This window comes from Halobacillus sp. Marseille-P3879 (genome assembly GCF_900240285.1).
Lineage (GTDB): Bacteria > Bacillota > Bacilli > Bacillales > Halobacillaceae > Halobacillus_A.
Genome location: NZ_OESS01000002.1, coordinates 867,377 through 880,942, shown reverse-complemented (window position 1 = coordinate 880,942; position 13,566 = coordinate 867,377). Strand labels below are relative to the sequence as shown.

Annotated in this window: 15 protein-coding genes; 11 read left to right on the top strand and 4 right to left on the bottom strand. The window is 39.3% G+C overall.

Annotated elements, in window-relative coordinates:
• Positions 1–277: 277 nt before the first annotated feature.
• The 3 genes from C1A12_RS12295 to C1A12_RS12285 form a co-directional block, all read right to left on the bottom strand.
• Positions 278–1,639 carry an aldehyde dehydrogenase gene (locus tag C1A12_RS12295; RefSeq protein WP_101844165.1) on the bottom strand — a complete coding sequence of 454 codons (1,362 nt, stop codon included), beginning with the start codon at positions 1,637–1,639 and terminating at the stop codon, positions 278–280.
• 17 nt (positions 1,640–1,656) lie between these two features.
• Entirely contained in the window at positions 1,657–2,574 is a 918-nt protein-coding gene (gene rnz, locus C1A12_RS12290; protein ID WP_101844164.1) for a ribonuclease Z, read from the bottom strand.
• Positions 2,575–2,787: 213 nt separating this feature from the next.
• Complete coding sequence (locus C1A12_RS12285; RefSeq protein WP_101844163.1) at positions 2,788–3,534, bottom strand: glycerophosphodiester phosphodiesterase; 747 nt, start codon at positions 3,532–3,534, stop codon at positions 2,788–2,790.
• 83 nt (positions 3,535–3,617) lie between these two features.
• Here C1A12_RS12285 and C1A12_RS12280 point away from each other — a divergent pair, with 83 nt between their 5' ends.
• The 5 genes from C1A12_RS12280 to C1A12_RS12260 all read left to right on the top strand — a co-directional run bounded on the left by C1A12_RS12280 (position 3,618) and on the right by C1A12_RS12260 (position 7,727).
• Positions 3,618–5,234 (top strand): M20/M25/M40 family metallo-hydrolase, encoded by a 1,617-nt coding sequence (locus C1A12_RS12280; RefSeq protein ID WP_101844162.1) that lies wholly within the window; start codon positions 3,618–3,620, stop codon positions 5,232–5,234.
• Positions 5,235–5,355: 121 nt separating this feature from the next.
• Positions 5,356–6,315 carry an MBL fold metallo-hydrolase gene (locus tag C1A12_RS12275; RefSeq protein ID WP_306417013.1) on the top strand — a complete coding sequence of 320 codons (960 nt, stop codon included), beginning with the start codon at positions 5,356–5,358 and terminating at the stop codon, positions 6,313–6,315.
• Between the two features lie 4 nt (positions 6,316–6,319).
• On the top strand, positions 6,320–7,114 hold the full coding sequence (locus tag C1A12_RS12270) for an SDR family oxidoreductase (protein WP_101844160.1): 795 nt from the start codon (positions 6,320–6,322) through the stop codon (positions 7,112–7,114).
• A 59-nt stretch (positions 7,115–7,173) separates the two neighbouring features.
• The gene (locus C1A12_RS12265; RefSeq protein ID WP_101844159.1) at positions 7,174–7,509 is read left to right on the top strand and encodes an iron-sulfur cluster biosynthesis family protein; all 336 of its coding nucleotides are present in this window, start codon (positions 7,174–7,176) and stop codon (positions 7,507–7,509) included.
• A complete protein-coding gene (locus C1A12_RS12260; RefSeq protein ID WP_101844158.1) occupies positions 7,506–7,727 on the top strand; it encodes a YqkE family protein in 222 nt (73 codons plus the stop codon). The genes C1A12_RS12265 and C1A12_RS12260 overlap by 4 nt, the downstream gene beginning before the upstream one ends.
• Positions 7,728–8,158: 431 nt before the next feature.
• Here the strand turns inward: C1A12_RS12260 and C1A12_RS12255 are convergent, their stop codons facing one another.
• On the bottom strand, positions 8,159–9,079 hold the full coding sequence (locus C1A12_RS12255) for an aldo/keto reductase (RefSeq protein ID WP_101844157.1): 921 nt from the start codon (positions 9,077–9,079) through the stop codon (positions 8,159–8,161).
• A gap of 92 nt (positions 9,080–9,171) precedes the next feature.
• Between C1A12_RS12255 and C1A12_RS12250 the strand changes: the two genes are divergently transcribed.
• From C1A12_RS12250 to deoB, 6 genes are all read left to right on the top strand, one after another.
• Positions 9,172–9,717, top strand: a complete 546-nt coding sequence (locus C1A12_RS12250; RefSeq protein WP_101844156.1) for an NUDIX domain-containing protein — start codon at positions 9,172–9,174, stop codon at positions 9,715–9,717.
• A gap of 75 nt (positions 9,718–9,792) precedes the next feature.
• Positions 9,793–10,431, top strand: a complete 639-nt coding sequence (gene spoIIM, locus C1A12_RS12245; RefSeq protein ID WP_101844155.1) for a stage II sporulation protein M — start codon at positions 9,793–9,795, stop codon at positions 10,429–10,431.
• A gap of 110 nt (positions 10,432–10,541) precedes the next feature.
• Positions 10,542–11,003 (top strand): Fur family transcriptional regulator, encoded by a 462-nt coding sequence (locus C1A12_RS12240; protein WP_101844154.1) that lies wholly within the window; start codon positions 10,542–10,544, stop codon positions 11,001–11,003.
• A 176-nt stretch (positions 11,004–11,179) separates the two neighbouring features.
• The gene (locus C1A12_RS12235) at positions 11,180–11,395 is read left to right on the top strand and encodes a YqzK family protein (protein WP_101844153.1); all 216 of its coding nucleotides are present in this window, start codon (positions 11,180–11,182) and stop codon (positions 11,393–11,395) included.
• 5 nt (positions 11,396–11,400) lie between these two features.
• Positions 11,401–12,285 carry a site-specific tyrosine recombinase XerD gene (gene xerD, locus C1A12_RS12230; protein WP_101844152.1) on the top strand — a complete coding sequence of 295 codons (885 nt, stop codon included), beginning with the start codon at positions 11,401–11,403 and terminating at the stop codon, positions 12,283–12,285.
• Between the two features lie 101 nt (positions 12,286–12,386).
• Positions 12,387–13,565 carry a phosphopentomutase gene (gene deoB / locus C1A12_RS12225; protein ID WP_101844151.1) on the top strand — a complete coding sequence of 393 codons (1,179 nt, stop codon included), beginning with the start codon at positions 12,387–12,389 and terminating at the stop codon, positions 13,563–13,565.
• Position 13,566: the final 1 nt, after the last annotated feature.

Sequence of the window (13,566 nt, the reverse complement as noted above, 5' to 3'; positions counted from 1 at the left end):
AGTGGGACAAACCTGATTAAAGCATAAAATAATCTGATTGATTCTATTGAAATCAGCTCGGATTGTTTATACGCCAGGATAGCATTCAGCCGATTCGTCAAACTGGGCTCGGCCTTAAGCTTCCTTTGAGAGCAAAGAGCGTATATTCCTGCGGGATCTTTGAGTCGTGTTGATCCCACAGGAGTCTTAAGCATTTTGACTAATAATCTTAGACGATTCAATACTTATATTTCGTTTTTTACGTCAGTTATTTACTTATGTCCCAGCTTCATTAGTATTATCCCATTAAAGCTTTAACAGCTTTTAGACCCAGCTTTGAACCGGGATACCGAATATTTTGATCGAATTTAGTCGTTTGCTTCAGCATGCTTTTCTCATGTGAAAATGTATCAAAACTTGCCTTTCCATGGTAACTGCCAATTCCGCTTTCCCCAACTCCGCCAAACGGAAGGTGTGAATTCAAAATATGAAAAAGGGTGTCATTTATACAGCCGCCGCCAAATGAAATAGAGTGAGTGACTCTTTCCTGCTGTTCTTCGTTTTCACCAAAATAATACAGGGCAAGAGGTTTAGGTTTTTCATTAATTTGATTAATGACTTCATCTAACTCGGCATATGTCAGCAGAGGAAGTACTGGACCGAAGATTTCTTCCTGCATCACTTGATCTGTCCAGGTTACTTGATCCATTACGGTTGGTTCTATGCGAAGGTTTCTAGAATCCACCCGGCCGCCGATCAGAATATGACCTTCATCAAGATAAGATGATACCCGGTCAAAGTGTGAACGGTTGACTATTTTTACGAAGTCTTGATTGAGCAGAGACTCTTCACCATAGAATTCAATAATGTACTTTTTAAGCGCTCTTATGAAATCCTCTTTTACTTCGTGGTGAATATACAGGTAATCAGGAGCAATACATGTTTGGCCTGCATTAAGGAATTTACCCCAGGCTATACGTTTGGCAGCCAGATCAATATTTGCATCTTTATGGACAATTGCAGGACTCTTTCCGCCAAGTTCTAATGTTACAGGGATAAGTCTTCTACTGGCCTGTTCCATTATCTTTTTACCCACAGGTACACTTCCTGTGAAAAATACATAATCAATGGGTTGATCCATCAACTCCTCGGTGACTTCTTTATCGCCTTCAAGAACGGCTATATAGTGAGGAGGGAAGTATTGTTCAATCATCCGTTTGATCACCCACGATACGGTCGGAGTGAGCTCAGAAGGTTTTATAATAACTGTGTTCCCGCTGGCAACCGCTCCAATGACAGGGGCGAGCGCAAGCTGGATGGGATAGTTCCATGGTGCAATAATAAGGGCAGTTCCGTATGGTTCTTTAATAATAAAATTTTTAGAGCCGGTGTGTGTTATAGGTGTTTTAACGCGGACTGGCTCCATCCATTCCTTTAAATGCTTCATATGATCATCAATTTCTTTTTTTAAAAATGCAATCTCTGAAGTGTAGGCTTCGTGCTCCGATTTACCGAGATCAAATTTAAGAGCTTGCAGTATTGGCTTTTCAAAAGTTACTAGCATCTTTTTAATTTTCTTAAGCTGCTCTTTCCTGAATTCATAACTTCTTGTATGACCTTCCTTAAACCAGTCTTTTTGTAACTTTACCAGGGGATGCATAGAAGAGACCTCCTTATTTATTTAACAGTGTGCTGATAGAAATCGAAAGCTATCGTAGTGTTTTTAAAGATTGTCTTTGCTTCCTGCTCTAATTGCTTTACTGCCTCTCCGTGATAGCGAGAAGAAATATGAGTTAGTATTAATTCCTTAACATCAGCCTGCAGAGCCAGCCGGGCTGCCTGTTTAACGGTTGAATGAAAGTAGTCATGGGCCATGGCTTCTTCTTCTCCGGCAAATGTAGCTTCATGCACAAGCAGATCCACATTCTTTAACTTTTCTTTCAGGTTAGGTAGATAACGAGTGTCACCAAGGATAGCAATTTGTTTCCCTTTTTTTGGAGGACCGATTACGTCTTCTCTATTGATTACTTGTCCATTATCAAGAGTGGTGGTTTCCTGTTCTTTGATTTTTTGATAGATGGGTCCTGGTTGAATTCCTAGTTCAGTAAGCCGGGAAGGCAGGAGTTCTCCCAGTTTGTCTTTCTCTTTAATTAGGTACCCATAACTTTCAAGGCCGTGCTGCAGTTTAATAGCTTTAACTTCATAAGCCTCATCTTCAAAAAGAAAACCCTCTTCCACCTCTTCAATGTAAAGAGGGTATTTTAAGCGGGTTCCGCTCACTTTCAAGCTCACTTCAATATAATCTTTTAAGCCGGTGGGACCATAAACCGTTACTGGAGCTTCACCGCCTTGAAAAGAACGGCTGCTCAATAACCCGGGTAATCCATAAATGTGATCGCCATGTAAGTGTGTAATAAATATTTTTTCGATTTTTCTTGGACGTATGTTTGTACTTAATATTTGGTGTTGTGTCGCTTCTCCGCAGTCAAATACCCATGTTCTTCCGCTTTTTTCAAGCAGACGAAGAACAAGAGATGAGACATTGCGTTCTTTAGAAGGTACGCCTGATCCTGTACCTAAAAAAAATAGTTCCATTTATGTATCCCCCTTTCTAATTATCATACCACCGTAAACACGTAGATACACTTCATTTCCCCTTTGCTTCTGATCGTATGTATCAGGGTAATAAGCAGGATTTATGGATAATAATCCTTTTTATTCACCTTTAAATAAGAAGTTCCACATTAGATAATTCTCTTATTCATATCCCGGCTGATTGTTTGGATAAAACTCTCTCAAAATTATTTTTTACTGGTTTTCTTCCTGGAAGCGAGTTCGGTACTCTACAGCTTCGTGTGGTACATCAGTAAATATTCCGTCACAGCCGAGCTTATAGCACTTCTGCATGTAGGAGGGTCGATTAATCGTATACACTCGTACTGGCATATTGTTTCTATGACATTGATGAAGAAGCTTTTTATCGAGTAAGCGGTGTTTAATGTGTAGAGAGGACGCTCCGTTTTCTCTGGCGAATTTAGCTAAATTCTGCCGCTTTGTTGATGTAAGAAAAGCAGTCTGCACTCCAGCATCAATATCGTGTATTTTTTTTACGCTGTTTAGATTAAAGCTAGAAATTACGGTTCTAGAAAGGAGGTGGTGGCGGACCAATGCGTCATAAACAAGCTGCTCGATATCCCTGTATTCAATGACATTTGTTTTAAGTTCCACGTTTAACACCATATCTTTTGGTTGAAACCAGCACAGAAATTCCTCCAATGTTACAATTGAACAGTCAGAATATTTTGTGGAAAACCAGCTTCCAGCATCCAGTTTTTTTATATGATTTAGGGTATACTCCTGTACAAAACCTGTACCATTCGTGGTGCGGCGTACGTTTTCATCGTGAATCAAAACGGGTACTCGGTCTTTTGTGAGCTGAACATCAATTTCTATACCGTCAGCTCCAGATTCACTTGCCAGCTGATAAGCTGCCATTGTATTTTCAGGCGCCAGTTTGCTGGCCCCTCTATGAGCGTAAATTAAAGTTTTTTTCACAGTTTTCACCTCAATTTTAGGGCTGTTTCGTTTTGATTGTGGGTGATTACATAAAATAAGTCAATGAAAGGAAGTGGCGAGTGATGGATAAGTGGCAGACAAAGGAGCAATTAACTGACTTATTATGTTCATTAGTGGAATATCCTAGTATAACAGGGTCTAATGCGGAGATCGCAATATTTGAGTATTTATATTATATTTTAAGCGATCAGAAATATTATCAAAAAAATCCTGAACATTTAATGCTGCATCCATTAGAAGACGGCCGTCAATTTGTATCTGCTTTAGTAAAACAGGATGAGATAAGTGAAACAGTGGTATTAATTTCCCATGCTGACGTTGTGTCGGTACAGGATTACGGATCATGGGAAAACTTAGCTTTCTATCCAAAAGAGTTAACACAGGAGCTGAAAAAAAACATAAGCTCTCTTCCAAAGGATGCAGCTCGTGATTTAAAAACAGGGCAATGGATTTTTGGGCGCGGTACGATGGACATGAAAGCAGGTTTAACAGTACAGCTTTCAATTTTAGAAAAAGCAATGTCAGGAGAGTTTAAAGGTAACCTCCTGCTGATTGCGGTACCCGACGAGGAAGTTAACTCAGAAGGTATGTTAGCGGCACTGCCTGTATTAGACAAATTAAAAGACAAGTTTGGACTTACTTACAAAGCTGCACTTAATGGTGAGCCCATGTTCAGCAAGTACCCTGGAGATCCCGCATATTATCTTTATACCGGTTCAATTGGAAAAGCACTTCCCGGATTCCTCTGCTATGGAAAAGAAACTCATGCAGGAGAACCCTTTGGTGGTTTAAATGCTAACTTAATGATCAGTTATTTAGCAAAAGAATTGGAATTAAATGAGGCTTTCATTGAAGAAGTAGATGGAGAGAAAACGCCGCCTCCTATCAGTTTAATGCAAAGAGATTTAAAAGAAGAGTATTCGGTACAGAGTCCTCAGGCCGCGGTAACTATGTATAATGTTTTGTACATGAAGCAATCAATAGATGAAATTAATGAAAAATTAATACTGGCTGCTGAAAGAGCGAAGAAAAATATCATAGACCATTACTATAAAAAAGCGTCATTCTTTTTAAAAGAAGATCAGAAATCTTCTTTTAAACCTGATGTTACTGTATTAACATATGAACAGCTCTACCAGGAAGCTGTAGCTCGTTTTGGTAAAGAAGAAGTGAAAAGAAGACAGAACCTATTAATGAAACAACGTGATCAGGGGGATAGAGATTTTTCAACTGCATTAGTTCAGGACTTGGCTGCTCTATGTAAAGATATATCTCCTTTGATCGTGTTGTTTTATAGTCCGCCTTTCTATCCGTCTGTTTCCTCCCATAATGATCCATTTATTAAGGGGATTTCGCAATATGCAGCGGATTATGCCAGACAGGAGTTTAGTATGGAACTACAGACGCAGGAATACTTTACAGGTTTGTCGGACTTAAGTTTTATCGGACCTGTTTCCACAAAGTCTTCCATTCAACAGTTAGTTGCCCAAATGCCTATTCAAGGCAGAGGGTTTAATTTGCCATCAAATTTAATGGAATCTGTAACGATGCCTATTATTAATATTGGACCTTTAGGAAAGGATCCCCACCAATGGACAGAGCGTCTTGAATTAATTTACAGTTTTGAAAAACTGCCTCTCATTTTGACGCAAACGATTCATCAGATGTTTCGCTCGTAAAACCGCCTGATCGGGCGGTTTTTTGATATTAATATGGAAACAATAGGATGTTGATCTAAAACATGCTACAATATAAACAAATGAATGACCATTCACTTTTGGGGGTAATTACGTGAAAACAATGAAGGATACGATACATCAGATAACACTTCCCACTCCTTATGCAGTAGGAGATGTACATTGTTATCTTCTGGAAGGAAACACGCTCACTCTAATCGATGCAGGTGTGAAAACGGAGGAAGCCAGGGATGAACTAATAACGCAGCTCAGACGGTTAAATATTAAACCGAATGACATAGATCAAGTAGTGTTAACTCATCATCATCCTGATCATATGGGGCTTGTTGAAGAGTTTCCCAACGTTAAGGCAGTTGCTGGACACCCACTACTTAAACCGTGGTACGAACAGGATGAAGAATTCTTTAACAGGTATGAAAGATTTTTTCGCTCGATGTATGTGGAGGCAGGAGTTCCGGAAGAATTCTTTTATTTACTTAATACTTTGAGAAAACCACTGAAATGGACGTCTTCAGGGATTCTAGATCAAGAACTTACTGAAGGGAAATCTATTGCAGGACACCCGGAGTGGGAGGTAATTGAGACGCCGGGACACGCTCAAAGTCATATTTCATTTTATCGAAGCAGTGATAAAGTATTTATCGGAGGAGACCATCTATTAGCTCATATCTCTTCAAATCCATTGCTAGAACCCCCTGTTTCCATACAAAAGGAGCGTCCAAAGCCGCTGCTTCAATATCGAGCTTCAATGAAAAAGCTGTTAGACTATGAGATAGAAAAAGTCTACCCGGGACACGGTGAAATTTTTGAACATGTGAAACCGTTAATTACTCAACGGTTGAAAAGTCAGGAAGCCAGAGCGGCTAGGGTTCTCACTATGATCGAAAAGGAAGAATCCATAACCGCCTATCAAGTGTGTGAAAAATTGTTTCCTAGACATATTCACTCTCAGTTTGGGTTGACGATGTCCGAAACGGTTGGCCAATTGGATTACTTAGAAGCGAATCAATTGATAACGTATACTTATTTGGGTGAACAGAAATATTATTATGTAAACAGGTGATTAAGTGAACTATCGTGTAAATAATAAAAAGATATTAATAACGGGTGCCTCTAATGGAATTGGAATGTACTTGGCCATTCATGCAGCAAGGCAGGGAGGCATACCCATAATTGTATCACGCTCCATTAACAAACTTATGCTCATTAAAAAACTACTTGAAGCTAAATATAATGTACCGGTTTACTGCTACCAGGCTGATCTATCTGATGATAGTGTATGGAAAACAACACTAGAGACCATACACGAAAATCACGGCTGTCTTCATTCCGTAATTAACAATGCTGGCCTTGGGAAGTTTAACAATTTCGAGGATTCGGACTGGGAGGATATCGAACAAATGGTAAATGTAAATGTAAAGGCTGTATTTCGTTCGGTGCTTTCCACTCTCCCATATTTAATTCAGCAGAAAAGCGGTCATATTATTAACATTGGGTCTCAGGCTGGAAAGATAGCAACACCTAAATCTGCCGTATATTCTGCAGTAAAACATGCTGTCATAGGATTTTCTAATGCTCTTCGAATGGAGGCTGAGCAGAAAGGAGTTTATGTGACGACTGTCAATCTGGGACCCGTAAGCACAAACTTTTTCCAACAAGCAGACCCTTCAGGTCAATATCAAAAGTCAGTGGAACGAATTATGCTTCACCCTAACCAGGCGGCTCGTATAATTATTGAATCTCTATTTAAACCGAAACGCGAAATCAATCTGCCTGTTTGGATGGAAATAGGAAGTAAATGTTATCAGGTTTTCCCATCATTGTTTGAATCATTATTAAAATCCCAGTTCCATAAAAAATAGGCTGAGTTTTTGATACGGCGGTTATGATTTTATATCATATTTGTAAGAGAGGTGATTATGTGAGGTTAACAATAACAAACTCTGCCTGGCAAGAACTGGAGCCATTGATCGATCAAGAATACCACACGCTTCGGCTGTATTATGACACGGAAGGGCTCGGCTGCGGCGTTAATGGACAGCCTACTATACGTTTAGTCAATCATATGAACAGCAGATCTGATAAGCAGGTGGAAAATGATGATTTACCTGTTATTATTGATCAACAGCAAGCCGTTTTCTTTAGAAAAGAAATGAAACTGGATTTAGTCAGAGGGACGTTTCGGTTATCCAGCCCTGAAGGAATTTTAAACCCTGTTATACCTACAGGAACTTTAAAAAATGAGGTGCCGTTATGAGTAGCCGTAATAAAGATAATAACTTAACTGAACATTTAAATGGAGATGTTTTAAAGCAGCTTCAGAAAAAGAAAACAGAGTTAAAACAGCAGGAGCAGGAAAAAGAAGAAAAAGAGCGGCAATCACGCTTAAAGAAGAAAAAAGAGCGTGAAGCCAATAAAAGCTTTGAGGAATTGTTAAATGAAAGCGCACTGGACTGGAAGAAATTTAAGGATTAAACGCCATATAAGTGGTCAGTCAGCTTGTAGAGTAATCCCTTGCTGGCCATGCAAGCTTTTTTATTTCTCGTGAATAAGTTATTTATTTTTGCTTTTTTACACTGAAAAAGCTTTAAAAAGGAACTGGGACATAAGTAAAGCAGTGATGTCAAAAAACGAACTTCGTATAAACGCAGCTCATTAGCGTAGTCAAAATACGGCGACTCCTGTGGGAATAGCGCGAGCCGAAGATCCCGCAGGAAAGCGCTCTTTGCTTTCCGGGGAAGCTTAAGGCCGTGCCCACTTAAAAGCGAAGTATTTTGACGGAGCGATGGTGGGAATTCTCTTTAACATAAATAATCCGAACTGATCCCTACAGAATCATTCGGATTATTTTATGATTTATTCAGTTTTGTCCCAGCCTGCTTAACGCCCATCTAAACGGGCGTTTTTTAACGGTGTTTTTTATAGGTCAGCTGTTTTGTCATCGCTTGAATTTCACCAAAAATTTGTTCAGTCAAAGGTGAAGCTTCCAGATAGCTGAGATTCTCTTCCACTTGTTTAACAGAACTGGCGCCAAATACTGCAGTGGCAACAGGTTCCTGGTGAAGAATATACTGCAGAGCCAACGCTTCAAGCGTCCGTTCTCCGCTTTCATAATCCATCCATTTATCAATTACAGCTTTTAATTCTTCAAAACTATAATCAAGAAAACCTTCCTGTCCTTTTTGATTTATTTTCTGCTGTGCCTGGGAGGAAAGCATTCCTTTGGCCATAGGACCTCTGGCTAAAACACTAATCGAATTTTTATTTAACAGCTCTAGAATTTCTTCTTCAGGTCTGCGGTCCAGTGCGTTATATTGCATCATCACGCTGACGATATTTGATTTTTTCACAAACTCTTTAATTACGTTTGGCCGGATGGAGGAGATTCCATACTCTCTTATTAAACCATCCTGTTTCAATTCTTCAAATGCTTCAATAGTCTCATCAATAGGATCGTCTATCGTTCCGCCATGAAGCTGGTAAAGATCGATGTAGTCAATTCCGAGGCGCTGGAGGCTGTCTTTTACAGCACTTTTGATATGTGACTTCGAAGGGTCCCATGTCCATCCTTGTTCTCCCGGTGTAAATTTGTTTCCAGCTTTTGTACCGATGATTAAGTCTTCGCGTCGTCCTTTGATAGCTTCTCCCACAATCCGTTCGTTTTCCCCAAAATCATAGAGATCAGCTGTATCCAAATAGTTAACTCCTGCATTTAAGGCTCGATCGATAATGGACTTCGCGATCTTTGGGTCTCTGCCTAAAGACATGCAGCCAAGACTTAATTCAGATAAATAAATATCACTGCTGCCTAATTGTCTCTTATTCATAATAAATCTCCTTTACAATAAGTATCCTTTATTCTATTAATAACACTCTCTATGATAAACTATCGTTAGATAAAAAGAGAGGATGTTTGCTCATGCGTAAATTTGAAGAAGTGACAACAGATTCACAAGAAATTTATAAAGGTAAAATCGTTCACTTGAATGTGGACACAGTTACTTTACCCGATGGAAATACATCTAAACGGGAGATTATTAAGCACCCTGGAGCTGTTGCTGTAATTGCTCAAAAGGATGATGGCAGAATTATATTTGTGGAACAATACCGGAAAGCATTAGAGAAGAGTATCATTGAGATTCCTGCGGGAAAATTAGAAGAAGGAGAAGATCCGAAGGTCACGGCGCGAAGAGAACTGGAAGAAGAAACAGGGTATACGTCAAGCCACCTCGAGCTAATTAACTCGTTTTATACTTCTCCGGGTTTCGCTGATGAACTAGTCAACGTGTACTATACGAATCAGCTTTCAAGGCTGGAAACAAACATTGCTGGCGATGAAGATGAGTTTGTGGAATTAATAGAGCTTACTTTAGAAGAGGCTGAACAATTAGAGAAAGAGCAGCGTATTCATGATGCCAAGACTTCTTATGCTTTACTCTACCTGAAATTAAGAGGTTTAAAATAATCTCTCTTATTTGGTCTACTTTTTACTTCGCTCTCATAGATTGGTTATAGATCGTATGAGAAAGGATGAAGGTAGATGCAGCGTGGCGTAAGAATGGTAAAAAGCGATTTCAACAACCATATAAGCATCTTCGCTTTTATATTTGTGTTGTTTATTATGGGGATGGTATTTGGTGCAATTATTGTGAACAGTATGAATTTTGTTCAGAAAGAGGATTTGTTTTTTTATTTAAAACAATTCTTTGAACAGATGGTTGATCGAAGCGGTCCTGATCGAACTGGGTTGTTGAAAGATAGTATACTTTATCATCTTAAATATATGCTGCTCCTTTTCCTTCTTGGCATTTCAATCGTTGGAATGCCGATTATTACCGTCTTATTATTTATAAAAGGCCTGGTAGTAGGCTTCTCTGTTGGCTTTTTAGTTAATCAAATGGGCTGGTACGGACTGCTGTTGTCTTCAGCTTCTATAGCACCGCAAAACCTGGTAATCATTCCTGTTTACCTGTTTGCCGGGGCCCTGGCCCTGTTATTTTCCTTAACATTATGCAAGCAGCTGTTTATTAAAAGAGTCCATCAGCCGATATTACAGGCCTTTGCAAAATATAGTCTGTTATTCGGATTCCTGCTGCTCATTCTTATCTCGGCTTCTTTAATTGAAGTGTTTATTGCTCATCCATTATTAGAGTTGGCAGTAAAATGGGTTTATAAATAATGAAAATTTAATAATAATGATTATCATTAATAGTTTATAATAATTTTAATTTGACACTCTTTCCTTCTCTGATTATAATTAAATTGGAATTACGAGGGAGGGACGACGAGATGGAACATCGCTTGGAACGGATAAAAAAACAGTTACATTCCCAAAGTTATAAATTGACTCCACAGCGTGAAGCTACGGTAAGAGTTCTTTTGGAAAATGAGGCAGACCACTTGAGTGCCGAAGATGTTTACCTCCTCGTAAAAGAGAAAGCACCCGAAATTGGACTCGCAACAGTTTATCGCACATTAGAATTATTATCAGAGCTTAAAGTCGTTGACAAGATTAACTTTGGAGATGGAGTATCACGTTATGATTTGCGCAAGGAAGGTGCCGAACACTTTCATCACCACCTTGTGTGTACTGAATGCGGCTCTGTAGAAGAAATTGAAGAAGATTTATTAGGCGATGTTGAGAAATTAGTTGAAAAACAGTGGGGATTTGAAGTGAAAGACCACCGTTTGACTTTTCACGGGGTTTGTAAAGTTTGCCAGAAGGCCGCTGTAACAAATGAATCCAATTAACCATTGAAAACAGGTGAACCGTTATGAATCTAGTATTCATAGCGGTTTTGTTAGTTTACAGGTTTCTATTTACAAATTCATTAAAATCGTGTACGTTAATTTTAGAATGTAATTTGTATGTATAATCGCTAGTTTTTTGGACATATCCTGTATAAATAAACTTTATGGAGGAGCCTATGTCTAAGAATAAGCAATTTCATGAAATTATAAAGGTTCTCATTATATTTACTATATGTACAAGCTTGTTTTACGCAGCTCTGCGCATTATTCATGATCAACATGAAAGGAGCCATCGTTATGACCCTCCTGAGGGGGCAGCGGTTAAGGTGATGAATCCGGTGGGGTCTGAATGGTCCAATCGCTTATCGATTTTCTTTCAATTAGGAGAGTAGACAGAATGAAATTTGCCCTAGAAGATTTTTTTCATTATTTAACAGTAGAAAGGGGCTTATCCCAGAATACCATTCATTCATATAAACGAGATTTAAACCAGTATCACACATTTTTGCAGGATATAAATATTGAGGATTGGGATCAAGTGTCACGCACTCAAATAATGAAGTATTTACATGAGCTAAATGATAAAGGACGCTCGTCGGCTACGATTGCCCGGTTTTTATCTTCAATTCGGCTTTTTCATCAATTTTTAGTTCGTGAAAAAATTACGAATCAGGATCCGAGTCTACATATTGAAACACCTAAAAAAGAACGAAGATTACCAAAAATATTATCCTCTGATGATGTAGATAAGCTGCTGAACTTACCGGCGGTGGATCCATTAACTTACCGTAACAAAGCTATGCTGGAAATTTTATACGCCACCGGTCTTCGTGTGACAGAACTGATAACCCTTAAGGTTAGTGATCTCCATTTGACGATGGGATTCGTCCGCTGTATGGGAAAAGGCTCAAAAGAAAGGATTATTCCTCTTGGTGACCTGGCGAAAGAAGCTTTGGAAAGTTACTTAAATGGACCGAGAGGGCAGCTTGTTAAACATAAACAGACAGAAGAGCTATTTGTAAATCAACATGGATCACGGTTGTCACGACAAGGGTTTTGGAAGATATTGAAAGCGGTTGCCAAGCAGGCAGGAGTAACGAAAGAAATAACCCCTCATACGTTAAGGCACTCATTCGCAACACATTTACTAGAGAACGGAGCCGATTTAAGGGCGGTTCAAGAGATGCTGGGTCATGCTGATATTTCAACTACCCAAATTTATACCCATGTAACCAAAACAAGGCTTAAAGATGTCTATCGCTCGTATCATCCAAGGGCGTAGATCTCTTTTTTTTCACTCTTTAGTTGTCTGACATCCTACATCTAATAATTTTAGACTATAATTTCCAAGCTTAGGGAAAGTAAACATTAGGAGGTATCGTTATGCAAACATTTAATCGAGTGTTTTTAATCGTTATGGACTCAGTTGGAATTGGAGAAGCACCCGATGCTGAGAAATTTAATGATAAGGGAGCCAATACCCTTGGACACATAGCCGAACATATGCAAGGGATTCAAATGCCAAATATGGCAAAACTGGGTCTTGGAAATATCCGCCCGATTAAGGGGATCGAACCATCTGACGACCCGGGGGCTCATTATACGACGATGATGGAAGCCTCAAATGGAAAAGATACAATGACGGGCCACTGGGAAATAATGGGTTTGAATATCCAACAGCCATTTCGGACATTTCCCGATGGATTTCCGGATGAAATTCTTGATCAAATAAAAGAGAAAACAGGACGGGGAGTTGTTGGGAACAAGCCGGCATCAGGTACTGAAATCCTTGTAGAGTTAGGAGAGCATCATGTTCAAACTGGTGACTTAATCGTATATACTTCTGCTGACTCTGTGCTGCAGATTGCGGCTCATGAGGATGTTGTTCCGGTTGAGGAGCTGTATGAAATCTGCGAGTATGCAAGGGAGTTAACACTTGATGAAAAATATATGGTAGGACGAGTAATTGCCCGGCCTTTTACGGGGAAACCCGGAGCCTTTGAACGCACTTCAAACCGCCATGATTATGCATTAAAGCCGTTCGGTGAAACCGTTATGAATCATTTAAAAGACGAGAATTTGGATGTGATCGCTCTAGGAAAAATATCTGATATTTATGATGGGGAAGGGGTTACAGAGGCAATCAGGACATCTGATAACATGGATGGTATGGATCAGCTTGTTGCCTCTATGGATAAGTCATTTAAAGGTTTAAATTTCCTGAACCTTGTGGATTTTGACGCTAAATTTGGACACAGAAGGGATCCGCAAGGTTATGGGGAAGCACTTGAAGCTTTTGATAAGCGGTTACCTGAAGTGCTGCAGAAGTTAAAAGTCGACGATTTGCTGATCATAACTGCAGATCACGGGAACGACCCGATTCATCACGGAACAGATCATACAAGAGAGTTAGTTCCACTTATTGTTTACCATAACAGTATTGAGAAAGGAAAAGAGTTAGAGCAGCGCAAAACTTTTGCGGATGTAGGAGCTACGATTTCAGAAAACTTTTCAGCGAAAATGCCTGAACATGGGATCAGTTTTCTAAAAGATATTAAGTAAG

Excerpts from the sequence above, each read along its gene's own strand:
- C1A12_RS12275 (WP_306417013.1), top strand. The coding sequence starts at position 5,356 with ATGAAGGATACGATACATCAGATAACACTTCCCACTCCTTATGCAGTA.
- spoIIM (WP_101844155.1), top strand. The coding sequence starts at position 9,793 with ATGCAGCGTGGCGTAAGAATGGTAAAAAGCGATTTCAACAACCATATA.
- xerD (WP_101844152.1), top strand. The coding sequence starts at position 11,401 with ATGAAATTTGCCCTAGAAGATTTTTTTCATTATTTAACAGTAGAAAGG.
- C1A12_RS12260 (WP_101844158.1), top strand. The coding sequence starts at position 7,506 with ATGAGTAGCCGTAATAAAGATAATAACTTAACTGAACATTTAAATGGA.
- C1A12_RS12255 (WP_101844157.1), bottom strand. The coding sequence starts at position 9,079 with ATGAATAAGAGACAATTAGGCAGCAGTGATATTTATTTATCTGAATTA.
- C1A12_RS12240 (WP_101844154.1), top strand. The coding sequence starts at position 10,542 with ATGGAACATCGCTTGGAACGGATAAAAAAACAGTTACATTCCCAAAGT.
- deoB (WP_101844151.1), top strand. The coding sequence starts at position 12,387 with ATGCAAACATTTAATCGAGTGTTTTTAATCGTTATGGACTCAGTTGGA.
- C1A12_RS12250 (WP_101844156.1), top strand. The coding sequence starts at position 9,172 with ATGCGTAAATTTGAAGAAGTGACAACAGATTCACAAGAAATTTATAAA.
- C1A12_RS12235 (WP_101844153.1), top strand. The coding sequence starts at position 11,180 with ATGTCTAAGAATAAGCAATTTCATGAAATTATAAAGGTTCTCATTATA.
- rnz (WP_101844164.1), bottom strand. The coding sequence starts at position 2,574 with ATGGAACTATTTTTTTTAGGTACAGGATCAGGCGTACCTTCTAAAGAA.
- C1A12_RS12295 (WP_101844165.1), bottom strand. The coding sequence starts at position 1,639 with ATGCATCCCCTGGTAAAGTTACAAAAAGACTGGTTTAAGGAAGGTCAT.
- C1A12_RS12280 (WP_101844162.1), top strand. The coding sequence starts at position 3,618 with ATGGATAAGTGGCAGACAAAGGAGCAATTAACTGACTTATTATGTTCA.